21 protein-coding genes are annotated in these 24,421 nt (G+C 69.7%); 11 read left to right on the top strand and 10 right to left on the bottom strand.

From position 1 onward, the window contains the following. Nucleotides 1–29 precede the first annotated feature (29 nt). From VGS97_RS05500 to VGS97_RS05470, 7 genes are all read left to right on the top strand, one after another. Nucleotides 30–1,118, top strand: coding sequence for a BMP family ABC transporter substrate-binding protein (locus tag VGS97_RS05500; protein ID WP_326852112.1), 1,089 nt, complete (start codon nt 30–32; stop codon nt 1,116–1,118). Nucleotides 1,119–1,218: 100 nt separating this feature from the next. Next, entirely contained in the window at nt 1,219–2,793 is a 1,575-nt protein-coding gene (locus VGS97_RS05495) for an ABC transporter ATP-binding protein (protein WP_326852111.1), read from the top strand. Beyond that, nucleotides 2,790–4,043, top strand: a complete 1,254-nt coding sequence (locus VGS97_RS05490; RefSeq protein ID WP_326852110.1) for an ABC transporter permease — start codon at nt 2,790–2,792, stop codon at nt 4,041–4,043. Before VGS97_RS05495 ends, VGS97_RS05490 begins: the two co-directional genes overlap by 4 nt. Next, on the top strand, nt 4,040–5,338 hold the full coding sequence (locus tag VGS97_RS05485; RefSeq protein WP_326852109.1) for an ABC transporter permease: 1,299 nt from the start codon (nt 4,040–4,042) through the stop codon (nt 5,336–5,338). The genes VGS97_RS05490 and VGS97_RS05485 overlap by 4 nt, the downstream gene beginning before the upstream one ends. A 10-nt stretch (nt 5,339–5,348) precedes the next feature. Continuing rightward, a complete protein-coding gene (locus VGS97_RS05480; RefSeq protein ID WP_349261989.1) occupies nt 5,349–5,750 on the top strand; it encodes a cytidine deaminase in 402 nt (133 codons plus the stop codon). Then, on the top strand, nt 5,747–7,042 hold the full coding sequence (locus VGS97_RS05475; RefSeq protein ID WP_326852108.1) for a thymidine phosphorylase: 1,296 nt from the start codon (nt 5,747–5,749) through the stop codon (nt 7,040–7,042). Before VGS97_RS05480 ends, VGS97_RS05475 begins: the two co-directional genes overlap by 4 nt. 9 nt (nt 7,043–7,051) lie before the next feature. Next, nucleotides 7,052–8,161, top strand: coding sequence for an adenosine deaminase (locus tag VGS97_RS05470; RefSeq protein ID WP_326852107.1), 1,110 nt, complete (start codon nt 7,052–7,054; stop codon nt 8,159–8,161). Between the two features lie 37 nt (nt 8,162–8,198). Here VGS97_RS05470 and VGS97_RS05465 read toward each other — a convergent pair whose 3' ends face one another. The 3 genes from VGS97_RS05465 to VGS97_RS05455 are packed head-to-tail and all read right to left on the bottom strand — an operon-like array spanning nt 8,199 to nt 11,069. Further along, nucleotides 8,199–8,792, bottom strand: coding sequence for a hypothetical protein (locus VGS97_RS05465; protein WP_326852105.1), 594 nt, complete (start codon nt 8,790–8,792; stop codon nt 8,199–8,201). Continuing rightward, complete coding sequence (locus VGS97_RS05460; RefSeq protein WP_326852103.1) at nt 8,789–10,375, bottom strand: HAMP domain-containing sensor histidine kinase; 1,587 nt, start codon at nt 10,373–10,375, stop codon at nt 8,789–8,791. The genes VGS97_RS05465 and VGS97_RS05460 overlap by 4 nt, the downstream gene beginning before the upstream one ends. A 7-nt stretch (nt 10,376–10,382) precedes the next feature. After that, nucleotides 10,383–11,069 (bottom strand): response regulator transcription factor, encoded by a 687-nt coding sequence (locus VGS97_RS05455; RefSeq protein WP_326852101.1) that lies wholly within the window; start codon nt 11,067–11,069, stop codon nt 10,383–10,385. A 409-nt stretch (nt 11,070–11,478) separates the two neighbouring features. Here VGS97_RS05455 and VGS97_RS05450 point away from each other — a divergent pair, with 409 nt between their 5' ends. Next, on the top strand, nt 11,479–12,057 hold the full coding sequence (locus VGS97_RS05450; RefSeq protein ID WP_326852100.1) for a SigE family RNA polymerase sigma factor: 579 nt from the start codon (nt 11,479–11,481) through the stop codon (nt 12,055–12,057). 236 nt (nt 12,058–12,293) lie between these two features. Then, nucleotides 12,294–13,370 (top strand): hypothetical protein, encoded by a 1,077-nt coding sequence (locus tag VGS97_RS05445; RefSeq protein ID WP_326852098.1) that lies wholly within the window; start codon nt 12,294–12,296, stop codon nt 13,368–13,370. A gap of 606 nt (nt 13,371–13,976) precedes the next feature. On the opposite strand, the gene VGS97_RS05440 is transcribed toward VGS97_RS05445, so the two are convergent. The 3 genes from VGS97_RS05440 to deoC form a co-directional block, all read right to left on the bottom strand. Further along, nucleotides 13,977–14,876, bottom strand: a complete 900-nt coding sequence (locus VGS97_RS05440; RefSeq protein ID WP_349261991.1) for an aldehyde dehydrogenase family protein — start codon at nt 14,874–14,876, stop codon at nt 13,977–13,979. An 85-nt stretch (nt 14,877–14,961) separates the two neighbouring features. After that, nucleotides 14,962–16,434, bottom strand: coding sequence for an aldehyde dehydrogenase family protein (locus tag VGS97_RS05435; protein WP_326852096.1), 1,473 nt, complete (start codon nt 16,432–16,434; stop codon nt 14,962–14,964). A gap of 4 nt (nt 16,435–16,438) precedes the next feature. Next, a complete protein-coding gene (deoC, locus tag VGS97_RS05430) occupies nt 16,439–17,443 on the bottom strand; it encodes a deoxyribose-phosphate aldolase (RefSeq protein WP_414641649.1) in 1,005 nt (334 codons plus the stop codon). A gap of 315 nt (nt 17,444–17,758) precedes the next feature. On the opposite strand from deoC, the gene VGS97_RS05425 reads away from it, so the two are divergent. Next, complete coding sequence (locus VGS97_RS05425; RefSeq protein WP_326852094.1) at nt 17,759–18,484, top strand: hypothetical protein; 726 nt, start codon at nt 17,759–17,761, stop codon at nt 18,482–18,484. Nucleotides 18,485–18,518: 34 nt separating this feature from the next. Here VGS97_RS05425 and VGS97_RS05420 read toward each other — a convergent pair whose 3' ends face one another. From VGS97_RS05420 to VGS97_RS05410, 3 genes are all read right to left on the bottom strand, one after another. Beyond that, nucleotides 18,519–20,204, bottom strand: coding sequence for a phospho-sugar mutase (locus VGS97_RS05420; RefSeq protein WP_326852093.1), 1,686 nt, complete (start codon nt 20,202–20,204; stop codon nt 18,519–18,521). Between the two features lie 64 nt (nt 20,205–20,268). Then, the gene (locus tag VGS97_RS05415) at nt 20,269–21,111 is read right to left on the bottom strand and encodes a purine-nucleoside phosphorylase (protein ID WP_326852092.1); all 843 of its coding nucleotides are present in this window, start codon (nt 21,109–21,111) and stop codon (nt 20,269–20,271) included. Beyond that, nucleotides 21,108–22,424: an MFS transporter gene (locus tag VGS97_RS05410; RefSeq protein ID WP_326852091.1), complete on the bottom strand. Its 1,317-nt coding sequence runs from the start codon at nt 22,422–22,424 to the stop codon at nt 21,108–21,110. Before VGS97_RS05410 ends, VGS97_RS05415 begins: the two co-directional genes overlap by 4 nt. A gap of 130 nt (nt 22,425–22,554) precedes the next feature. Here VGS97_RS05410 and VGS97_RS05405 point away from each other — a divergent pair, with 130 nt between their 5' ends. Continuing rightward, nucleotides 22,555–23,949 carry an NAD(P)H-quinone dehydrogenase gene (locus VGS97_RS05405; protein ID WP_326852090.1) on the top strand — a complete coding sequence of 465 codons (1,395 nt, stop codon included), beginning with the start codon at nt 22,555–22,557 and terminating at the stop codon, nt 23,947–23,949. Nucleotides 23,950–23,967: 18 nt separating this feature from the next. Here the strand turns inward: VGS97_RS05405 and VGS97_RS05400 are convergent. Beyond that, nucleotides 23,968–24,421, bottom strand: a 454-nt coding sequence (locus VGS97_RS05400; RefSeq protein ID WP_326852089.1) for an acetyl-CoA carboxylase biotin carboxyl carrier protein subunit, incomplete at its 5' end; no start/stop codon positions are given.

The following is a 24,421-nucleotide window of genomic DNA, read 5'->3' as shown; positions in this document are numbered from 1 at the left end:
CTCTCGGGTCTTCTCTCAGGAGGTAATCGGTGAAGCAGACCAAGTTGGTGGCGGCGCTCGCGGTGGTGGGCCTGGCCGCCGCGGCCTGTGGGTCCAAGCCGGTCAGCACGCCTTCGAGCCCTGGCGCCAGCGCGTCAGGCAGCGGTGCCGCCGCCAGCAGCTATAAGGCCTGTATGGTCACCGACACCGGCGGTATCGACGACCACTCGTTCAACACCGCCGCGTGGGCGGGTATGCAGAAGGCGCAGTCGGACGGCAAGGCGACGGTCTCCTACGTGCAGTCCACCACGGAGAACCAGTACTCCTCGAACATCGGCTCGCTGGTGACCGAGAACTGCCAGCTGATCGTCACGGTCGGCGGTCTGATGGCCGACGCCACCACCGCCGCGTCCAAGGCGCACACCGGCCAGAAGTTCGCCATCGTGGACTCGTCCTCGGTCGCCCCGAACATCAAGGGCCTTGAGTTCAACACCGCTCAGGGCGCCTTCCTCGGCGGCTACCTGGCCGCCGGCTACAGCAAGTCCGGCAAGGTGGCCACCTTCGGCGGCCTGAACATCGCCCCCGTCACCGTCTACATGGACGGCTTCTGGGAGGGCGTGCAGTACTACAACTCCAAGCACGGCACTCACGTGCAGGTGCTCGGCTGGAACGAGACCACCCAGCAGGGCTCGTTCGCCCAGTCCTTCACCGACCAGAACGCCGGAAAGCAGATCGCCCAGGGCTTCCTGAGCCAGGGCGCGGACATCGTCTTCCCGGTGGCCGGCGGCACCGGCCTCGGCGCGCTGGCCGAGGCGCAGCAGTCCAACGGCGGGATGAACGCGATCTGGGTCGACACCGACGGCTTCACCGCCGCCCCGCAGTACCAGAACGTGCTGATCACCTCGGTGCTCAAGGGCATCGCGGACGCGGTGACCAAGGCGGTCGACGATTCCTCGTCCGGCACCTTCGACCCGACCGCGTACGTCGGCACCCTGGCCAACGGTGGCACCGGCCTGGCGCCGTACCACAACTTCGAGGGCAAGATCCCGGCGAGCCTGACCGCCGAGCTCGACACGGTGAAGCAGGGCATCATCAGCGGCACCATCACCATCAAGTCGAAGTCGCAGCCCACCGGCTGACCGGCCCGCGCTTGGGGCGCGTCCGGCCGCGGTCTGCGCTGGCCGGACGCGCCGTATGTGTGTTGAGGCACGCAACGGCTACGCACGGAAGGGTCTGACGGTGCGTCTGGAACTGCGCGGCATCACCAAGCGGTTCGGGTCGCTGGTCGCCAACGACCGGATCGATCTGATCGTCGAGCCCGGCGAGATCCACTGCCTGCTCGGCGAGAACGGCGCGGGCAAGTCCACCCTGATGAACGTCCTGTACGGGCTCTACCACCCGGACGAGGGCGAGATCGTGGTGGACGGCGAGGCGCGCGCCTTCCACGGCCCGCGCGACGCGATCGCCGCCGGGATCGGGATGGTGCACCAGCACTTCATGCTGGTGCCGGTGTTCACCGTGGCGGAGAACGTGGTGCTCGGCGACGAGACCGTGGCCGCGGGCTTCGGCAACGCGTTCGGCTGGCTGGACCGGCGCAGGGCGCGCCGTCAGGTGCGCGAGGTCTCCGAGCGCTACGGCCTGCCGATCAACCCGGACGCCCGGATCGAGAACCTGCCGGTCGGCGTGCAGCAGCGGGTCGAGATCGTCAAGGCCCTGGTGCGCGAGGCGCAGGTACTCATCCTCGACGAGCCCACCGCGGTGCTCACCCCGCAGGAGATCGACGAGCTGTTCGCGGTCATGAACACGCTGCGCGCGGCGGGCAAGTCCATCGTCTTCATCACGCACAAGCTCAAGGAGGTCCGGGCGATCGCGGACCGGATCACCGTGATCCGCCGCGGCCGGGTGGTCGGCAGCGCGACCCCGCAGATGACCGAGCAGGAGCTGGCCTCGATGATGGTCGGCCGCGAGGTGCGGCTGACCGTCGACAAGCAGCCCGCGCAGCCGGGCGCCGCCGCCTTCGACGTCGCCGGGCTGACCGTGCTCGACCAGCACGGCAACCGGGCCGTGGACGACATCTCCTTCACGGTGCGCGCGGGCGAGATCCTGGGCATCGCCGGGGTGGACGGCAACGGCCAGTCCGAGCTGGCGCAGGCGATCCTCGGGCTGACCCCGGTGCACTCCGGCTCGATCACCCTGGACGGCAGGCAGCTGGTCGGGCGCACGCCGCGGCAGACCCTGGACGCCGGAGTCGGCTTCGTGCCCGAGGACCGCTCGCACGACGGGCTGGTCGGCGGCTTCACCGTGGCCGAGAACCTCGTGCTCGACCTGTACAAGTCCGCGGACTTCGCCGGGGCGCTCTCGCTCGACCTCGGCGCGATCGAGCAGAACGCACGCGCACGCATCGAGGAGTTCGACATCCGGCCGACCGATCCGGCGCACCTGGCCGGGCAGCTGTCCGGCGGCAACCAGCAGAAGGTCGTGGTCGCCCGGGAGATGTCGCGGCCGCTGCGGCTGCTGGTCGCCTCGCAGCCGACCCGCGGCGTGGACGTGGGCGCGCAGGAGTTCATCCACCGGCGGATCGTGGCCGAACGGGACCAGGGCCGGCCGGTGGTGATCGTGTCCACCGAACTGGACGAGGTGCTCGCCCTCGCGGACAAGGTCGCGGTCATGTACCGCGGGAAGATCGTCGGCGTGGTGCCGCCGGACACCTCGCGGGACGAGATCGGCCTGCTGATGGCCGGCATCACGGACGGCGGGGCCGCCCCGGCCACGGAAGCGGTGGGCGAGGACGCAGGGAGCCGGGAGAGCTCATGACCAGCGACAGCACCACCGAGCAGGAACCGCAGCCGCAGGAGCCCCTCGGCGGGCTGAGCGCGGCCGCGCGCAACGTCTTCACCGCGGAGAACTCGCTGCTGGTGACGCTGCTCGCGATCGTCATCGCGCTCGTAGTCGGCGCGATCCTGATGGTCGTCTCGGACACCGACACCCTGGGCAAGGCGAGCTACTTCTTCGCCTCGCCCGGCGACTTCCTCTCCGCGGTCTGGCACGACATCTCCAACGGGTACACCGCGCTGTTCAAGGGCGCGGTCTTCGACCCGGCCACGGTCAACGGCACGCCCGCGCAGTTCTTCGGCCCGATCAGCAACACCCTGCTCAACGCGACCCCGCTGATCTTCGGCGGCCTGGCGGTCTCGCTGGCCTTCACCGGCGGCCTGTTCAACATCGGCGGCCAGGGCCAGCTGATCACGGGCGCGATCTTCGCCGCGTACGTCAGCTTCGCCTGGCACCTGCCCGGCGGGCTGCACGTGCTCGTGGCGATCCTCGCCGGGGCGTTGGGCGGCACGCTCTACGGCGCGGTGGTCGGCTGGCTCAAGGCGTGGCGCGGCGCGCACGAGGTCATCGTCACGATCATGCTCAACTACGTGGCCTTCTACCTGCTCGGGTACCTGCTCAACGCCAACGGCTTCCACGACCCGGCCAAGCTCGGGCAGGCGGTCTCCAAGCCCGCCGACGCGGACGCCCGGCTGCCGCACCTGTTCGGCGACTCCGTCAGCACCGACGTCAGCCTGGTGATCGCGCTGGCCGCCACCGTCGCGGTGGCCTGGTTCCTCAAGCGCTCCAAGCTCGGCTTCGAGGTGCGCGCGCTGGGCATCAACCCGCGCGCGGCCCGGATCGCCGGCATCGACGTCGGGCGCACCCAGATCCTCGCCATGGGGCTGTCCGGGCTGCTGTTCGGCCTGGTCGGCGTCGTGCAGACGCTGGGCACCACGAACCCGAACGACAACTCGCTGAGCCCGAACATCGACGCCGGGCTCGGCTTCGACGCGATCACCGTGGCTCTGCTCGGCCGCAACCGGCCCTGGGGCATCGTCGGGGCGGCGCTGCTGTTCGGCGCCTTCAACGCGGGATCCTCGGTCATGCAGGCCAGCGCGCAGCTGCCGGTGGACATCGTGACCGTCATCAAGGCCGTCATCGTGATCTTCGTCGCGGCTCCGCGACTGGTGCAGGAGCTCTTCCGGCTGCGCTCCCGGCGCGCCGCCGTCCCGACTGGAGGCCAGGCGTGAGCGCCACCACCGCCGAGATCGCCGCGCCCACGGCCCGCGGCATCGACCGCGCCCGGCTCATCCCCGGCGCCGCACAGGCCCTGGTCGGCGCCTACGCCGTGTGGGCCTTCGGGCTCGGCTCGCGCACCGCGCACGGCGCACGCGCCGCGGTCGGCATGGCGCTGAACCCCAACGCCCCCGGCGCGCTGGGCATGCAGCGGTTCCCGGCCACCCCGGTCGCCGTCGCCTTCTCGCTGATCTGCGTCGCCTGTGGCGTGGTGCGCGTCTTCGTCCCGCTCAGTGCGGTCGGCCGCCGCTGGCTGACCGTCGGCTACGTCGCCTCGTTCGTCATCGCGTTCCTCGTCTGGGCCTCGGCCGGAACCAGCGCGCTCGGCGGCGTCAGCCTGCCCGGGGTGTTGCAGAACACGCTCATCGTGTCGGTCCCGCTGATCCTCGGCGCGCTGTGCGGCATCGTCTGCGAGCGCTCCGGCATCGTGAACGTGGCGATCGAGGGGCAGTTCCTGTTCGGCGCGTTCTCCTCGGCGATGGCCGCGTCGATGTCCGGCTCGGTGTGGATCGGCCTGATCGTGGGCTGCCTGTCCGGGGCGCTGCTCGGCTCGGTGCTGGCGGTGCTGGCGATCCGGTACCACATCGAGCAGGTCGTGCTCGGCGTCGTGCTCAACGTCTTCGCGCTCGGGCTGACCACGTTCCTCTACAACAAGGTGCTCTCGGCGAACGCCGCGCGATACAACCAGCCGCCGGTCTTCCAGTCGATCCGGATCCCTGGGCTGGCGAGCATCCCGGTGATCGGCGACGTGTTGTTCGACCAGAACGTGCTGTTCTACGCGACCTTCGTGATCGTCGCGGTGGTTCAGGTCGGCCTGTTCCGCACCCGCTGGGGCCTGCGCACCCGCGCCGTCGGCGAGCACCCGAGGGCGGCGGACACCGTCGGCGTCAAGGTGCTCGGCATCCGCTACCGCAACGTCATCCTGGCCGGGCTGGTCTCCGGCTTCGGCGGGGTCTGGCTCACCATCGGCCAGGTCGGCTCGTTCACCACGAACATGTCCGCGGGCAAGGGCTTCATCGCGCTCGCCGCGCTGATCGTCGGGCGCTGGTCGCCGGTCGGCGCGCTCGGCGCGGCGCTGCTGTTCGGCTTCGCCGGCGGGTTGAACAACTCGCTCGCCCCGCTCGGCACCCCGATCCCCGGCCAGGTCCTGTCCATGGCCCCGTATCTGGCGACCGTGTTCGTGGTCGCGTCGCTCGGCGGCATCGTGCGCGCCCCCGCCGCCGAGAACCAGCCTTACGTCAAGGGGTGATGATTACCCCATGATGGATGTGGACTGGCCCGCGTTGCGGGACGAGGCGCTGGCCGCGATGGGCAAGGCGTACGCGCCGTACTCGAAGTTCCCGGTCGGCGCCGCGGCGCTGGTCGACGACGGTCGTGTCGTCACCGGCTGCAATGTCGAGAATGCCTCGTACGGCCTGACGCTGTGCGCCGAATGCGGCTTGGTTTCGGCCTTGCACATGAGCGGCGGCGGTCGGCTCGTCGCCTTCGCCTGTGTAGACGCCGCCGGACGGCCGCTGATGCCCTGTGGCCGTTGCCGGCAGCTGCTTTACGAGCACGGCGGGCCGGAGCTGCTCGTCGAGACCCCGCAGGGTGTACTGAGGATGGCCGAGGTGCTACCCCAGCCCTTCGGCCCCGAGCATCTGGAACAGAGAGCCTCATGAACGTCATCGACGTGATCCGTGCCAAGCGTGACGGCGGCGAGCTGACGGACCCGCAGATCGACTGGGTGATCCGCGCCTACACCGGCGGCGCCGTGGCCGACGAGCAGATGTCCGCGCTGGCGATGGCGATCCTGCTCAACGGGATGACCCGGCGGGAGATCGGCCGGTGGACCGAGGCGATGATCGCCACCGGGGAGCGGATGGACTTCTCGGCGCTGGACCGGCCCACCACGGACAAGCACTCCACCGGCGGAGTCGGCGACAAGATCACGCTGCCGCTGGCCCCGCTGGTGGCCTCCTGCGGCGCGGCCGTGCCGCAGCTGTCCGGCCGCGGCCTCGGCCACACCGGCGGCACGCTGGACAAGCTGGAGTCGATCCCCGGCTGGCGCGCCTCGCTGACGAACGATCAGATGCTCGCCGTGCTGCGCGAGGCGGGCGCGGTGGTCTGCGCGGCCGGCGACGGGCTGGCCCCGGCCGACCGCAAGCTTTACGCGCTGCGGGACGTGACCGGCACGGTCGAGTCCATCCCGCTGATCGCCTCCTCGATCATGTCCAAGAAGATCGCCGAGGGCACCGGGGCGCTGGTGCTCGACGTGAAGGTCGGCTCCGGCGCGTTCATGAAGGACCGGGAGCAGGCCCGCCGGCTCGCCGAGACCATGGTCGCGCTCGGCACCGACCACGGCGTCAAGACGGTGGCGCTGCTGACCGCCATGGACACCCCTCTCGGTCTGACCGCGGGCAACGCGCTCGAAGTGCGCGAGGCGGTCGAGGTGCTGGCCGGGGGAGGTCCGGCGGACGTCGTCGAGCTCACCCTCGCGCTGGCCCGCGAGATGCTGGCGGCGGCGGGGATCGACGGTGTCGATCCGGCCGAGAAGCTGGCCGACGGCTCGGCGATGGACGTCTGGAACCGGATGATCCGCGCGCAGGGCGGCGATCCGGCGGCCGAACTGCCGACCGCCGGGGAGCGGCACGTGGTCGTCGCGCCGGTCACCGGAACGCTCACCCGGCTCGACGCGCTCGCCGTGGGGGTCGCCGCGTGGCGGCTCGGCGCCGGCCGCACCCGCAAGGAGGATCCGGTGCAGGCGGGCGCGGGCGTCGAACTGCACGCGAAGCCCGGTGACCCGGTCCTCGCCGGGACGCCGCTGCTCACTCTGCACACGGACACGCCCGAGCGGTTCGAGACCGCGCTCGACGACCTGCGGGGCTCGTACGCGATCAGCCCGGACGGGAGTTCCGGTCACGGGGAGGACTTCGCCGCACGTTCGCTCATCCTTGAGCGGGTTAGCGCATAAGGTACTGCGGTGACTGAAACGAATTTCTTGACACCGGACGAGATCAGGCAGGCGCCCAAGGTGGCGCTGCACGACCACCTCGACGGCGGCCTGCGTCCGCAGACCGTCATTGAACTCGCCGACGCCGCGGGCTACGCCGGGCTGCCGACCCATGACGCGGCGAAGCTCGGCCTCTGGTTCCGCGACGCGGCCGACTCCGGCTCGCTGCCGCGGTACCTGGAGACCTTCGACCACACGATCGCCGTCATGCAGACCGCGGACGCGCTGCGCCGGGTCGCCGCCGAGACGGTCGAGGACCTGGCCGCCGACGGCGTCGTCTATGCCGAGACCCGCTACGCCCCCGAGCAGCACCTGCGGGGCGGCCTGACCCTCGACGAGGTCGTCGAGGCGGTCAACGAGGGCTGCCGTCAGGGTGAGGAGCGCGCCGCCGAGGCGGGCCACTTCATCAAGGTCGGCACTCTGGTCACCGCGATGCGGCAGAACACCGAGCCCGGTCACAGCCTGAAGATCGCCGAGCTGGCGGTGCGGCACCGGGACCGCGGCGTGGCCGGCTTCGACATCGCCGGGCCCGAGCTCGGCTTCGGCCCGAACCTGCACGCCGACGCGTTCAAGTACCTGCGCGAGCAGTTCTTCCGCTTCACCATCCACGCCGGCGAGGCGGACGGCCCGTCGTCGATCGCCGAGGCGCTGCTGTGCGGCGCGGACCGGCTCGGCCACGGCGTGCGGATCATCGAGGACGTCGCGTTCACCGAGGACGACGCGCAACTCGGCCTGGTCGCCGCCTACGTGCGGGACAAGCGGGTCCCGCTGGAGGTGTGCCCCTCCTCGAACCTACAGACCGGCGTCGCCGGCGAGTTCGGTGCGCACCCGGTGCAGCGGCTCTACGAGCTCGACTTCAACATCACCGTCAACTGCGACAACCGGCTGATGAGCGGCACCACGATGAGCCGCGAGTTCGGCCTGCTGGCGGAGAACTTCGGCTGGGACCTGTCCGACCTGGAACTGGTGACGCTCAACGCGATCGACGCCGGGTTCCTGACGCACGACGTGCTCGACGCCATCGCGGACCAGATCATCAACGGCTACAGCGACCTGCGCGGCGACGAAGACGACGACTGACACCGGCGCTGCGTGAACCGAGCCCGGCGCGTGTGGATCAGCCGCCCGTGCCGGGGCTCGGGGCCGCCGACGCCTCACCCCTCATCGGGATGTACTGGTTGGTCGTGTCCGAACAGGCGTTCCAGATCACGTTGGAATCCTGGACCTGTATCCCGATCGACTCGATCTGGTCGTAGTACTGCATGGTGCAGATGAACTGCGACTTCGCCCGCTGGCCGAGCGGCTGGCTGAGGTTGTAGGCGCCGAGCAGCCCGTTGGCGCGCGGCTTGGCCACCAGACCCGACGGGACCGCCGAGCTGTAGCCCGCGGCCTGCTCGGCCTGTGTCGGACCCATGACCAGTGCTTCGAGCACTATCCGCTCGGACACCCCCACCCCGCCCTTCGTGGACCGGTAGGCAGGGGCGAGCCGGTCGTTCTGGTAGAAGAACACCAGGTACTGCGTCGAGCCGGGCGAGGTGTCGAACGGTGCGGCCGGCGAGGCCAGCTGCGCTGCGGGCGCGGCGCCGAGCACGATGATTCCGGTCGGCTGGATCCCGCAGGCCGCGCCGGTCGGCAGCAGCAGCGCCGCGAGCAGCGCGCCGCGCCGCAACCGCCGCTTCGCGTCGCGTCCGGACGGCCGCCTCGGCCTCACGTCTTCACTCCCAGTCGACCGAGGTTTCCCGGCTCCGTCGCCGGACCCAGCACGGGGTCGTCCGGCGCGGTGGAGGCCTCGCCGAGGACGCCCTTCGGGAACCTGAGGGTGAAGACGGCTCCGCCTCCCGGACGGTTGCCCGCCGACAGCTCGCCGCCGTGCATCCGGGCGTTCTCGAACGCGATCGACAGGCCGAGACCGCTGCCTTCGGAACGGCCGCGCGCCTTGTCCGCCTTGTAGAACCGGTCGAAGATGTGCGGCAGCGCCTCCGCCGGGATGCCCGGCCCCGAGTCCGCGACCTGCACCACCACGAACGCGTCGTCGTCGAACACGCTGAGCGCGACCGGCTCGCCGCCGTGCTTGAGCGCGTTGCCGACCAGGTTCGCGATCACCACGTCCATCCGCCGCGCGTCGATCCGGGTGGCCAGCATCGGCGGCGCGGTCACCGTCACCTTGCTGGTCCAGCCGCGGGTGGCCAGCGTCGCCTCGACCAGCTCGGGCAGGTTGATGTCCTCGATCCGCATCGCCGCGGTGCCCGCGTCGAATCGGGAGATCTCCATCAGGTCCTCGACCAGCCGGGCCAGCCGCTTGGTCTCGTTGGCGATCAGGTGCGCGGCGGAGACCGTGGTCGGGTCGGCGTCCTCGACGTCCTCCAGCACCTCGGTCACCGCGGTCATCGCGGTCAGCGGGGTGCGCAGCTCGTGCGAGACGTCGGCGACGAACCGGCGGGACGCCGCGTCCATCGCGCGCAGTTCCGCCATCGACCGGGCCAGCGCCTCGGCGGTCTCGTTGAACGTCAGCGCGACGTCCGCTATCTCGTCGGTGCCCTTGACCTCGATGCGCACGTCGAGGTTGCCCTGCCCGAGCATCCGCGCGGCGTGGCCGAGCCGCCGGATCGGCACCAGCACGTTGCGGGTGGCCAGGAACGCCACGCCGCCGGCGCCGAGCAGCGCCAGCCCGCCGGAGAGCGCGCCGATGGTCACCAGTTCGGTCAGGATCGCCTGCTCGGCGTCCAGCGAGGTGAACAGGTAGACCTGCGGGCCGTTCGGCTGAATCTGCGTGCCGGTCAGCAGGTACGGCGTGCCGTTGACGACCGTGCGCTGCTGCACCACCTGGTCCAGCGCGGCGACCTGGAAGGCCTTCGGGATGTTCTGCGCGCTGAACTGGGAGTTGCTGGCCGAGGTGCCGTGCGGCGTGATCAGCACGACGACCACGCCGCCGCTGCCGTTCTTCGCCATCGCGTCGGCGATCTGCACGTCGGTCTGGCCCGAGCTGGACTGTTGCAGCTGCTGGCCGTTCTCCTGCACGTCCGCGATCAGCTGGGTGTTCGCGTTGCTGCTGACCCGGCTCAGCAGCGCGTCGCGGATCAGGAAGTACGAGGAGGCGGTGATGATCGCCGCGGTGATCAGGGCCACCGCGGCGAAGCCCACGAACAGCCGGGTGCGCATGCCGGACAGCCGCAGCCGGCGCCGGTGCAGGCCGGTGTGGGTGTGCCGTCTGCGCGCCTCGCGCTCCCAGGCGTCGTCCGGCCCGGGGGAGAAGCCAGCGGCCGTGCCGCGCGGCATCGGTGTCTTTCGATTCACCCGCCGGTCACCTCGGCGGGTCCAGCCGGTACCCGATCCCGCGCACGGTCCTTATCAGCCGCGGGTCGGACGGCACCAGTTCGACCTTGGCCCGCAGCCGCTGCACGCAGGCGTCCACCAGCCGCGAGTCGCCGAGGTAGTCGTGGTCCCAGACCAGGCGCAGCAGCTGCTGTCGAGAGAGGGCCTGGCCGGGCCGGCGGGAGAGCTCGACCAGCAGTTTGAGCTCGGTGGGCGTCAGCGAGATGGGAACGCCGCCCCGGGTGACCGTCATCGCGGCCCGATCGATCACCAGGTCGCCGAACACGGCCGTGTCGCCGATGTCGGCCACGCCGTTGCCCTGGCGCCGCAGCACCGCGCGGATGCGCGCATCAAGCACGCGGGGCTGTACCGGCTTGACCACGTAGTCGTCCGCCCCGGACTCCAACCCGACCACCACGTCGATGTCGTCGCTGCGCGCGGTCAGCAGGATGATCGGCACCTGGTCGGTGCGCCTGATACGGCGGCAGACCTCGAATCCGTCGAGGCCCGGCAGCATCACGTCGAGCACGACGAGCTCGGGGCGCTGTGTCTGCCACAGCTCAAGGGCCTCCTCGCCGGTGGCGGCGGTCGCGACCTGATGACCCTGGCGGGTCAGCGCGAGCTCGATCGCCATCCGGATCGACGGATCGTCTTCAACGAGGAGAAGGCTGGGCACCTACCCATTCTTACAAAAGTCACACGTAGATGGTCGAGTGGGCTGCGGGTTTTAGCAGACCTTCACGGTTATGGTCACTGTGTGTGGCAATCAGCGCTCTGAACCGTGATCGCGGCGCAACTGTGATGACTCCCAGTAGTCGCAGACTCGCGCTCGGTTGGAGAATGTGCCGGTTCCACGGCCCCTGTGGCAAAGCTGTGACGGGAGGAGTACGTGACGATGAAGTGCGGGGGCCAGGCTGGTCACCATGAGCTTCCAGACTCTGGCACCACATCCGACCCCCGACTGCCCTGTGGACGCGGATGAAGTGGAATCCGGTTCCATGCAGGTAAACGCCCAGGTAGATATCACAGCGGTGGATGCCACAGTGGTAGGCGTCACAGTGGTAGACGTCGCGGCGGGAAATGTCATGGCGGGAAATGTCACAGCGCGGGCCGCCTCGGCCGCTGACGCACCGGCGGACTTCGCCGCGTACGTCGCCGAGCGCCGCTCGTCGCTGCTGCGTACCGCGCACCAGGTGGCCGGTGACCGCACCGAGGCCGAGGACCTGTTGCAGGAAGGCCTGCTCAAGACGTACCAGGCCTGGCACCGGATCGAGGACAAGGCGGTCGTCGGTTCGTATCTGCGCCGGACGATGACCAACCATCAGATCTCCCAGTGGCGCAAGCGCCGCGTCGAGGAGTACCCGACCGACGAGCTGCCCGAGCACGGCTACGACGGCGAGTCGATGTCCCAGGTGGAGATGCGGGTCGCGGTCGCCCGCGCGCTGATGCGGCTGTCGGCGCGCGACCGCGAGGCGCTCTCGCTGCGTTACTACGGCTCGTACACGGACACGGAGATCGCCGAGCGGATGGGTGTCTCGGTCGGTACGGTCAAGTCGGCGCTCTGGCGCGCGCTGCGAAAGTTGCGAGACGACCCGGCGCTTCGCCCGCTGGCCGGCTATGTGTCGCAGAAGAGCGAGTGGCTCACGCAGCCGCAGGCTGCCTGAGTGCGGGACCGTGCAAGGCTGAGATAGAGCAAGGCAGCGCAAGGCTGAGGTACGTGCGCAGCACCGTTACGCGGCATGGCCGTGTGGCGGTGTCACGGTCGTGACCATCACGGATTATCGGAGGCTGCGGTTCGGATCTTGACGGATCGGCCGGGGCGAGCACTTCAGCCACGCTCGGTAATGTGGAAGTCTTGCGCCGAAAGAAAACCGGACCGATACGGGAGCGTTCCACCCAGATGCCTGAGACGTTGAAAAAGCTGCGGGAACCGGCGGCGTTGGCCGCCGTCGTGTACGCGGGTCTGGTGATCCTGGTGGGAATCATCAACCTGCTGGCCCCGCCGGGCAACGGCGGGACGTCGGTGCCGTTCGCCGACCGGGCCTTCGACGAGTCGACCGTCTTCCTCGACCTGGACATCGCGGCGGCGGTGGCCTTCGCGGTGTACCTCGCCAACCACGTCGCCCCGGCGCTCGCCAAGGCGCGGCTGATCACGCTGGTCGCGCTGGTCGAGGTGGGCTTGGCGGCGCTGTTCGGTGTGGTGGCGGCGCTGGCCCAGTTCGGCGCGAGCGGCGTCGACGGCGAGAGCAAGCTGCTGAAGTTCTTCAGTGCGGCGGGCGGCGCGGCCGTCGTGGCAGTCGCCGGCTTGTTCGTGTGGCTCACCTGGCAAACGCTTGCCCCGGCGCGTCCGACGCAGGGCCAGGGCGGTGCGTTCGTCGGCGGCAACTGGCCGGGCGGCCCCGGCGCGAGTGGGCCCAACCCCGGCGCAGGCGTCGGCGGCCAGCAGTACGGCCAGCCCGCCCCGCCTCCCGGTGGCTTCGGCTGGTCGCCGCAGCAGGGCACCCAGCCGATCGGCGGCCAGTCCATGCCGACCGCATTCGGCCAGCAGCCGGGCGGCCAGCAGGCAGGCGGCTACGGCCAGCCCCAGCCCCAGGGCGCGCCACAGCCGTTCGGCACCGACCGCACGCAGATGCTGCCGCCGGTCCAGCCCGGCCAGCCCCCGTTCGGCCAGCAGCCAGGCCCGGGCCAGCAGCCCGTCCAGCTGCCCGGTCAACAGCGTGGCCAAGCCCCCGCGCTCTCCGGCAGCGGCTCGCAGCAGACCCCGCCGCTCCCGCCGACCATGCAGGGTTACGCGGCGCAGCCCTCGCCGTGGTCGCCGGGCGGCCCCGGTGGCGGCGGCCAGCACGCGGGTATGCACCAGCAGCCCGGCCAACCTTTGCCACCGGCGCCGGGCCAGCAGATCCCTCCGGCCCGCAACGAGGACCAGGACCCGCAGCACCCCGGCCCGTTCCAGATCGGCGACTGGCGTTCCGAATAGCTCTGAGTGCTTCCGAGCAATCCGAGTAGTCGCAGCGCCGCGCCGAGTAGTCGTAGGTAGCTCCGGCCCTGATCCTGAGCAGTCCTAGACCCGAGCAGTCCTAGACCTGGGCACTAGCAGAGTGAGGGCCCGTCACTTCGGACCGGCACCCGGATATCCGGGTGCCGGTCCGTTTTTGGACAGAATTCTGCAAGCACCGCGCTGAGCCGACGGACGAAAAACCGCGCGCTATGCAAGCGTTCGCGCGTACGCTCTCGATGCCGGTCCGGAGATTCCCCACGGGTCTCTGGACCGGCGTTTCGCATCACCCCGGCGACCAGCCCCGGCACCGCCCCGGCGTCGGGGCTGGCATGGGTCCCGGCGCTGGTCCTGATATTGAGCTGGTATTTGAGTCCCGGCATCGGCTCCGGTGTCAGCCACAGTGCCAACTCAGCGTCCGCCGCACTCCGTGCCGTCCCGACGTCGGCAGTGTCCGTCGAACGTTGACTTCCGCCGACCGCTGCCCTCTGTCGACTGCTGCCTTCTATCGACTGCTGCGTTCTATCGACCACGGTCCTTTTCGACCACTGCCTTCCATCGAGCGGCTTCATCGACCGCTGCCTTCGCTCAGACGCCTACCGGGTGCCACACGGTCTTGATCTCCAGGAACGACGTGATCCGGTCGAGCCCCGGATCTGTCGTCCAATCCGGGTTCGGCACCGGGCGCCGTAGCCGCTTGAGGTTCTGCGCGCCGGCACGCTCCAACTCGGTCGCGAGGCTCGGATCCTCGACACCGGCCAAGTCGAGCGCGTCCACGTCGAGGTGCTCGGCCAGCGGCTTGCCGAGTTCGGCGACGCGTCCGGTGAGGAGGTTGACCACCCCGCCCGGCAGGTCGGAGGTGGCCAGCACCTCCGCGAGCGTGATCGCGGGCAGCGCGGCCGCGTCGGGCGCGACCACGACGGCCGCGTTCCCCGAGACGATGACCGGAGCGAGCACCGAGACCAGGCCGAACAGCGACGGCCGCAGCGGCGCGAAGACCGCCACCACGCCGGTCGGCTCCGGAGACGAGACGTTCCAGTACGGTCCGGCCACCGGATTGACCGTGCCGCGGACCTGGCTGAGCTTGTCGGCCCAACCCGCGTACCAGACCCACCGATCGATCGCGGCGTCTACTTGAGCGAGGGCCGAGTCCTGTGTGACTCCCTCGACCGCGGCCACCTCGCCGGCGAACTGCTCGCGTCGCCCCTCAAGCATCTCGGCGATCCGGTACAGGACCTGGCCGCGGTTGTACGCCGTGGCCCCTGACCAGCCGCCGAACGCGGATCGCGCCGCCTTCACCGCGTCGCGGGCGTCCTTGCGGGAGGCCAGCGCCGCGTTCGCCAGGAACTCGCCGTCCGCAGAGGTCACCTGATAGCTCCGTCCGCTCTCCGAGCGCGGAAACGCTCCGCCGATGTAGAGCTTGTAGGTCTTGCGCACGGCGACACGCACACGGCTCCACGTCTCCGCAGCCGCCGCGTCATCAGTCATTTGCTTTACCACCTCGTCAGGCGCCTCCGCGACAGCTCGGGTCTCCTTCAGCGGGCCGTTCTTCGCTGCCGCCTTGCCGGTCTTCTCAGACATCGAGGTACGCCTCCAGACCGTGTGCCCCGCCCTCCCGGCCGTAGCCGGACTCGCGGTAGCCGCCGAAAGGCGACGACGGATCGAACTTGTTGAACGTGTTGGCCCACACCACGCCTGCGCGCAGCTGCTTGCTTATCGCGAGAATGCGCGACCCCTTCTCGGTCCAGACGCCCGCCGACAGGCCGTATGGCGTGTTGTTGGCCTTTGCCACCGCTTCCTCGGGAGTGCGGAAGGTCAGGACGGACAGCACCGGGCCGAAGATCTCCTCGCGCGCGATCCGGTGCGTCGCCGAGACGTTGGTGAACACGGTGGGTACGAACCAGTAGCCGGTGGACGGCAGTTCGCAGGCCGGCGACCAGCGCTCGGCGCCCTCGGCCTCGCCCGCCGCCGCGAGTTCGGTGATCTTGGCGAGCTGTGCGGCCGAGTTGATCGCGCCGACGTCGGTGTTCTTGTCCAGCGGATCGCCGACGCGCAGAGTCTCCATCCGGCGGCGCAGCGCGTCCATCAGTTCTTCCTCGATCGACTCCTGCACCAGCAGCCGCGACCCGGCACAGCAGACCTGGCCCTGGTTGAAGAAGATCGAGTCGACGATCCCCTCGATCGCCTGGTCGATCGGCGCGTCGTCGAACACGATGTTCGCCGCCTTGCCGCCGAGCTCAAGCGTCACCTTCTTGCGGGTGCCCGCGACGGCACGCGCGATGCTGCGTCCGACCTCGGTCGAACCGGTGAACGCGACCTTGTTCACGTCCGGGTGCGCGATCAGCGCCGCCCCGGTCTCGCCCGCGCCGGTCACGATGTTGACCACGCCGGGCGGCAGCTCGGCCTGCACGCAGATCTGCGCGAAGGCCAGCGCGGTCAGCGGGGTGGTCTCGGCGGGCTTGAGGACCACCGTGTTGCCGCAGGCCAGTGCCGGAGCGATCTTCCAGGCCAGCATCAGCAGCGGGAAGTTCCACGGGATGACCTGCGCCGCGACGCCGAGCGGCCGCGGGTCCGGGCCGTAGCCCGCGTGCGAGAGCTTGTCCGCCCAACCCGCGTAGTGGAAGAAGTGCGCCGCGACCAGCGGCAGGTCGACGTCCCTGGTCTCCCGGATCGGCTTGCCGTTGTCGATCGACTCCAGTACCGCCAGCTCCCGTGAGCGCTCCTGGATGATCCGGGCGATCCGGAACAGGTACTTGGCCCGCTCCGATCCGGGCAGCCGCGACCAGATCCGGTCGTACGCGTGGCGCGCGGCGGCCACCGCGCGATCGACGTCCGCGGCCGAGGCCACGCCGAACTCGGCGAGTACTTCCTCGGAGGCCGGGTTCACCGTCTTGAGCGAGCCGCCGGTGGCCGGGACGAATTCGCCGCCGATGAACAGGTCATAGCTCGGCTCGATCTTGACGATGGCGCGCGACTCGGGCGCGGGGGCGTACTCGAACAGCGCTGTGCGCTCGTTCGCCTGTGTTCGCTCGGGTACTTGTGACATGCCGTCAGTCCACCGTCACGTAGTTGGGGCCGGAGTAATGGCCGGAGGTCAGCTTCTGGCGCTGCATCAGCAGATCGTTGAGCAGCGAGGAGGCGCCGAACCGGAACAGGGCCGGATCAAGCCAGTCCGGGCCGCAGGTCTCGTTGACCACCACCAGGTACTTGATCGCGTCCTTCGCCGTGCGGATCCCGCCGGCGGGCTTCATCCCCACGGTCCGGCCGCCGGCCGCCCGGAAGTCGCGCACCGCCTCCAGCATGACCAGCGTCACCGGCAGCGTCGCGGCGGGGGAGACCTTGCCGGTCGAGGTCTTGATGAAGTCAGCGCCGGCCAGCATCGCCAGCCACGAGGCGCGCCGCACGTTGTCGTAGGTGACCAGTTCACCGGTCTCCAGGATCACTTTGAGGTGCGCCGCGCCACAGGCCGCCTTCACCGCCGCGATCTGCTCGAAGACCTCCGCGTACCGCCCTGTGAGGAACGCCCCGCGGTCGATCACCATGTCGATCTCGTCGGCGCCGGCGGCCACCGCGTACCGGGTGTCGGCGAGCTTGACCTCCAGCGAGGTGCGACCCGAGGGGAACGCGGTGGCGACCGACGCGACGTGGATCCCGGTGCCGTGCAGCTCCCGTCTGGCGACCGCGACCATGTCCGGGTACACGCACACCGCGGCGACCTGAGGGCACGTCGGGTCGGCCGGATCGGGCCGCCGCGCCTTCGCCGCGAGCGAGCGGACCTTGCCGGGGGTGTCCGCGCCCTCCAGCGTGGTCAGGTCGATCATCCGGATCGCCAGGTCGAGCGCGAAGCCCTTGGACGTGGTCTTGATCGAGCGGGTGCCGAGCCGGGCGGCCCGAGCCTCCGCGCCGACCTTGTCCACGCCGGGCAGCCCGTGCAGGAAACGGCGCAGCGCGGCCTCGCTGCCGGTCGCCGCGCCCAGATCGAGGTGCCCGGCGCCGGCCCGGTCAGCCGGCGCCCTGCCCTGGCCTATTTCCGGGAGCGGTTCTGTGTGCGGCAGCTGGGCTGCCTCGGTAGTGCTGGTCATGCAATCCACAGTAATCGGCGGCCGAGCCGGTCGCTCGATTCGTTTTCGAAGCTGTGGATAACTCCTTTTCGAGCTTGACCGTGGCCGGCGGCGCAGGGGCGGCTGACGCGCAGCGGCGGGCGACCCTACAGCCGCACACAAGGCCACGGTCAAGCTCGAAGAGCCTGGATAACCGGCTCTTCGAACGGAATGTCGAGGAATATCTTCGGCGGGGTTCGAAAGAGGCCGGGTGGCGTCGGGCCACCCGCGCGTGGACCGGCCAGGGCGCGTGGGGCAGAATCCAGGTTCATGACGCCGCTCACAGCCGACCCCAGTTCGCCATCCGAGAAGCCGACTGTGTACCGCGGCGCGGGCGCGCTCATCGGCGGTGCGCTCGTCGTGCTGTTCTGCGGTTTCGGCTCGGTCGACCTGATGGTCGAGGACGGCACCAGGGACCTGACCGGCGCCGCGATCCTCGCGTTGGTCGCGGTGCTCGCCTGGCTCTACGGCGTCTACCCGGCTGCGTTCGCCTGGACCGATCGGCTCGTCGTGCGCAACCCGTTCCGCACCATCGCCCTGCCGTGGGAGACGGTGACCGATCTGAGTGCGCGGCTGTCTTTCGTCGCCCGCACGGAGACCAAGCGGTACACGGTATGGGCGATCCCGGTGTCGCTGCGCGATCGCCGCAAGTCCGAGCGCGTGCGGATGAAAGAGATGTCGCAGGCGCAGCGCGCGGCCAGGCGAGGTGTCTCGTCCGAGTTGCTCCAGCCGAGCCGCGGCCGGCGCCCGTACGACGCGGTCGACCGGCTCTCCTTCGCCGACCAGGCGATCTCCGAGATGGACGCGCGACGCGAGGCGCACACGGTCAAAGCCAGGCTCGCCGCCAAATATGCAGGCGCGGGTGAGGGCGGGAGCGGGGCTGGCCAAGCGGTGGAAACGGCGCCGATGCTTTCGGGCACCATCCGCTGGTCTTGGCTTTCGCTCGGGCTGTTCGCCGCGTCAGTGCTCTTCGTGATCGCCGCGTTCAGCGTGTGATAGCCCCAGTGGGCCGGGGTCGCAGCCCAGTAGCTCAGTCTGCGCTGAGGCGTTCCCGCAACGCGGCCTTCAGCGAGTCGAGCAGCGTGGTGGCGTCGGCCGCCGAACCACGCGTCACGACTTCGATGTAGCACTTGAGCTTGGGCTCAGTGCCCGAAGGCCGCACGACGATGCGTGTGTCGCCGTCGAGCGAGAGCCGCAGCCCGTCGGTCGGTGGCAGGCCGGGCGAGCCGAGCGACAGATCGTCCAGCAGCGTCACCGCCAAACCGGCCAGCTCCTTCGGCGGCGCGGAGCGCAGCGAGGCCATCATCCGCGTGATCTGCTCCAGATCGTCGACGCGGATGGAGAGCTGGTCGGTGGCGTGTCGGCCATACTCGGCGGCGAGACGCTCCAACTCGTCTTCGACGGTGCGCCCTTCCGCCTTGAGCGTCGCGGCCAGCTCCGCGACCAGCAGCGCCGCAGTGATCCCGTCCTTGTCCCGCACGCCCTCGGGGTCGACGCAGTACCCCAGTGCCTCCTCGTAGGCGTAGGACAGGTCATCGACCTTCGTCAGCCACTTGAATCCGGTCAGTGTCTCGCGGTAGTCGATCCCGTGCCGCCGCGCGATCTTGCCGAGCAGGGTCGATGAGACGATCGTCGTGGCGAACGTACGCGCACCGCCCCGCTCGGCCAGATACGCGCCCAACAGCGCGCCGACCTCGTCGCCACGCAGCATCCGCCACCCGGCCGTACCGTTGTCACGCCGCGCTCCGGCACCCTCTGCACCGACCGGGACAGCTACCGCGCAGCGGTCCGCGTCGGGATCGTTCGCGATGACCAGGTCCGCGTTCGAATCCTTGGCGAGCGCGAGTGCGAGGTCGATCGCGCCCGGCTCCTCCGGGTTGGGGAACGCCACGGTGTGGAAGGTCGGATCCGGGTCCTGCTGCTGAGGAACCGTGATCGGCGCGGTGAAACCGGCCCGGCGGAACGCCTCGACGAGCACGGTGCCACCGACGCCGTGCAGCGCCGTGGACACGACGCGCAGATCCCGTGGGCCCACAGGGTTGAGGCTGGTCAAATGAACGGCGCGCACCGCGCGGTCGAGATACGCGTCCAGCACGGAGTCGTCCAGCGTCTCCCATTCGGTGCCACGCGGTACCGAACCGAACGTCCCGACTGCGGCGATCGCCGCGGCGATCCGCTCATCGGCCGGGGGAGTGATCTGGGAGCCGTCGCCGAGGTAGACCTTGTAGCCGTTGTCGCGCGGCGGATTGTGACTCGCCGTCACCATGACGCCCGCGCACGCTCCCAGATACCGGATCGCGAACGCGAGCACCGGCGTGGGCAGCGGCCTCGGCAGGATCATCGGACGAAGCCCCGCGCCGCTGAGCACCTCGGCGGTGTCCCGCGCGAACACGTCGGAGTTCTTCCGCGCGTCGTACCCGATGACGACCGGCTCGTCAGCATGGCCGGTGTCTAACAGATAGCGACTCAGCCCGGCGGCGGCTCGGCTGACCACGACCCGATTCATCCGGTTCGGTCCCGCGCCGAGTTCGCCGCGCAAGCCGGCGGTACCGAACTGGAGCGTTCCGGCGAAGCGGTCCGTGAGTTGATCGTAGGCGTCGGAGTCGCCCGCGTCGGCGTTCGTGCACGCCTCGATCAGCGCACGCAACTCCTCGCGCGTCTCGGGATCGGGGTCCTCGTCCAGCCAGGTCCGTGCGCTGGAGAGCAGTCGTTCCACGGCGACTCCCTTTGTCTTACGTGTAGCCAGTAGCCGAGCCTTGGATCCCTGTCAGCGTCAGCGCCTAGAGGCGGCTGAGCACGTCGCGCAGCAGAACGCCCATACGCGCTGCCGATGCGTTACCCGTATCGATGACCTCTTGCGCGCTCAGCGGCTGCCCTGTCATCCCGGCGGCCATGTTGGTCACCAGCGAGATGCCCAAGAGCTCGGCTCCGGCCTCACGCACCGCGATCGCCTCAAGCACCGTGGACATGCCTACAAGGTCCGCGCCGAGCGTACGTATCATCCGGATCTCGGCCGGAGTCTCGTAGTGCGGCCCGGTCAGTTGCACGTACACGCCCTCCGTGAGCGTGGAGTCGACTTCCTTGCACAGCGCACGCAGCCGTGCCGAGTAAAGGTCCGTCAGGTCCACGAAGTTCGCGCCGACGATCGGTGAGGTCGCGGTCAGGTTCAAGTGATCGCTGATCAGCACCGGCTGCCCTGCCGAGTACGCCGGATTCACCCCGCCGCAGCCATTGGTCAGCACGACGGTCGAGCAACCCGCGGCGACCGCTGTGCGCACGCCGTGCACGACGCGTGCGACGCCGTGCCCTTCGTAATAGTGCGTGCGGCCAAGGAAGACCAGGGCTCGCTTTCCGGATCCGGACAGCCGCACGGACCTGATCTTCCCGGCGTGCCCGAGCGCTGCCGCCGCGGTAAACCCGGGCAGTTCGGTGACCGGGAACTCGTGCTCCGGGGTGCCGAGCGCGTCGGCCGCGGGTACCCAGCCGGAGCCGAGGACCAGCGCGATGTCGGGCGTGCCGCCGATCCTCGCGGTCAGCGCCTTCGCCGCGTCACGGGCGGCCTCGTACGGGTCGGTGCTCGTCGTGCTGGTGCTCGTCGCGTCGGAGCTCGTCTCAGTCGTCACGCATCAGACGATATAGCCGCTACGGGTACGACGCTGTCCATGGCTGGCGCGGCGAGCACCGCCACAGCCACAGCGGCAGCCGTAGCCATCGGGGTGTCATCGACGTGCCGCGTGCGGATGTCGCGCGAGAGTAGCGTCAGCCCGCTCGCTGTGAGGATGACCACAACGGCCGCATACTGTGTCGCCGATACGCCGATCGCCGATGCGATAGGCCCGGCGAGCAGCGCACCGATCGGCATCGACATCACCGAGCCGAGGACGTCGTACGCGGAGACGCGGGCCAACTTGTCCGCAGGGATGTAACGCGCCATCACCACGTTCCACTGGACCATCATTGTCTCGATGGCGATCCCCACCCCGAGGCTGGCGACGCAGATGAGCCACACCGGCCACAGCATCGCCAGCGCGAGTGAGGGCAGCGCGATCGTCGCGCCTATCACCGAGACGAACAGCATCGGCCGCTTCGGCGAGTAACGCAGCGCGACGAATCCGCCGACGATCAGTCCGATCGACTCGAAGGCCATGATCGTGCCCCACGCGGCCGGTCCGCCGAGGTGCGCGGCGGCCACTGCCGGGCCGAGCACGCTGAACGAGCCGTACCAGCACATCAGGACCACCGAGTACTCCAGCGCGATGCCCCACAGCCAGCTGTGCGACCGGAACTCGTCCCAGCCTTCGCGCAGCTCGCTGAAGATGCCCGGATGGTGTTCGCGTTCGGTCGCTGCGGCCCGGATCAGCAGGTTGGGCGCTACGGCTGCGGCCATTCCGATCGCGTCGGTGGCCAGCGCCCAGCCGGGTCCGACCGCCGCGACGAGGAAGCCGCCTGCCGCCGCGCCGCCCATCATCGCGCCGTTCATGACCAGTCGGCTGACCGCGTTCGCCTGCCGGAGTTCCGCATCGGGCACCAGCTTGGGCAGCAGCGCCTGCGAGGCCGGATAGAAGATCGCGAGGGCGGTACCCGTCCCCGCCTCCAGTGTGATCATCTGCCACAGCGCTGCGTTGTGCGTCAGCACGAGCAATCCCAGCGTGCCCTCACAGATGGCGACGAGGAAGTTGGCGAACGCGATGACGTACTGAGGCGGAATCCGGTCCGCGATCACCCCGCCGAGTGGCGCGAACACGAGGTTCGGCGCGATCTGCGCGGCGAGCACATACGACAAGTCCGCGGTCGAGCCGGTACGTGCGAGCACGGCGAATGACACGCCGACCACGGAGAAGGCGAAGGCTGACGGCGCCAGGAAGCGGTCGGCGAGCAGTAGCCGGAAGTCCCGGTAGCGGAGCACGCCGAAGCGAGTTGACATCGACGTTGACATGGCAATCCGCTCCCCAAAGGCTGTGTCTTCGACGGTATCCGAGGCCTCCGACAACGCGCCAACGCATTTCCGCTTCCATCGGTACATGGCCGGTAACAGGGCAGGTACCTGGGACAATTAGACTTATCCCGTGACACGTATCGCGATCATCGGTGGTGGACCCGGCGGCTACGAGGCGGCCTTGGTGGCTGCGCGGCTCGGCGCGGAGGTGACCATCGTCGATCGCGACGGTATCGGCGGAGCCGCCGTGCTGACCGACTGCGTGCCCTCCAAGACGCTGATCGCCACGGCCGACGTGATGACCGCCTTCGAGGACGCGCCTGAGCTCGGTGTCCTGGTCGGCGAGAGTGGCGGGGACTGTGTGACCGGGGTCGATCTCGGCCGTGTCAACGCGCGCGTCAAGGCGTTGGCCGCGAAGCAGTCGGAAGACATCGCCGAGGGATTGTCCAAGGCGGGCGTCGCGGTCGTGCGTGGTTCCGGGCGGCTGGCCGACGGGGGCGCGACGGTCGAGGTCGCGACCGTCGGCGGCTCGACGGAGAAAATCGGTGCGGACGCGGTGATCATCGCGACCGGGGCGCGTCCACGTGAACTACCGTCCGCGAGGCCGGACGGCGAGCGGATCCTGACGTGGACTCAGCTCTACGACCTCGAAGAACTGCCCGAGGACCTGATCGTCGTCGGTTCGGGAGTGACGGGCGCCGAGTTCGCCGGTGCGTACCAGGCGCTCGGCTCGCAGGTCACCCTGGTCTCGTCGCGCGGCCGGGTCCTGCCGGGCGAGGATCAGGACGCAGCGGCTGTGCTTGAGGAGGTTTTCCAACGGCGCGGCATGCGCGTGCTGAGCCGCTCCCGGGCGGCGTCGGCGACCCGCGAGGGTGATCGCGTCACGGTGATGCTTGAAGACGGCCGCACGGTACAGGGCACGCATTGCCTCATGGCGGTCGGTTCGTTGCCGAACACCGAGGATCTAGGGCTGGCGGCGGCGGGTGTGCAGACGACGCCCTCAGGCCACATCGCTGTGGACCGCGTTTCGCGTACGACGGCGGCGGGCGTGTACGCGGCGGGTGACTGCACGGGCCTCCTGCCGCTGGCTTCGGTGGCGGCGATGCAGGGGCGTATCGCGGTCTATCACGCGTTGGGTGAGGCGGTTTGGCCGATAAACCTCAAGCGGGTCTCGTCGAACATCTTCACCGCGCCGGAGATCGCGACGGTCGGCCGCACCAGTTTCAATGCGGAGAACGGCGATCCGAAGTTCGACGTGGTGAAGCTGCCGTTGGACACGAACCCGCGCGCGAAGATGCTCGGCTTCCACGACGGCTTCGTGAAGCTCTACGCACGTCCGGGCTCGGGCACGGTCCTTGGCGGCGTCGTCGTCTCACCGCGGGCGAGCGAACTGATTCACCCGGTGGCGCTCGCGGTGGACCTGCATCTGACAGTGGATCAGGTCGCCTCGGTGTTCACCGTGTACCCGTCGTTGTCGGGTTCGATCGCCGAGGCGGCCCGCCGCCTGCATCAGGAAGAGGAGTGAGCGGGAACGCAGTCCGGTTCAGTCTTTGATTTCGCAGAGGATGGCTCCGGCGCTCACGCTCGTCCCGACCTGTGCGGCCAGCGCAACAACCGTGCCGGCTTTGTGCGCGGTCAAGGGTTGCTCCATTTTCATCGCCTCCAGCACCACCACCAGGTCCCCCACCGCCACCACTTGTCCTTCCACCACGCCGACCTTCACCACGGTGCCCTGCATCGGTGAGCACAGCGCGTCCCCCGTGACCGCCGTCGCGCCGCGCCCGCCGCCGGCACGTCGTCCCGGCGCCCGGCGCACACCCCCACCCGCACGCGCACCAGGGCCGCTCGAACCGGCGGTCGTGGCCAAAGCGGCGGGCAGCACCACCTCCAGGCGCCGCCCCGCCACCTCCACCACCACCCGTTCCCGCTCCACTGGTTCCGGCGCGTCGATCGCCGGGCCCTCAAACGGCGGGATCACCGTGGCGAACTGCGTTTCG

It is taken from the genome of Actinocrinis sp. (genome assembly GCF_035946395.1).
Taxonomy (GTDB): domain Bacteria; phylum Actinomycetota; class Actinomycetes; order Streptomycetales; family Catenulisporaceae; genus Actinocrinis.
Note: the sequence above shows the minus strand (reverse complement) of the source record. Positions and strands in the feature narration are given on the sequence as shown.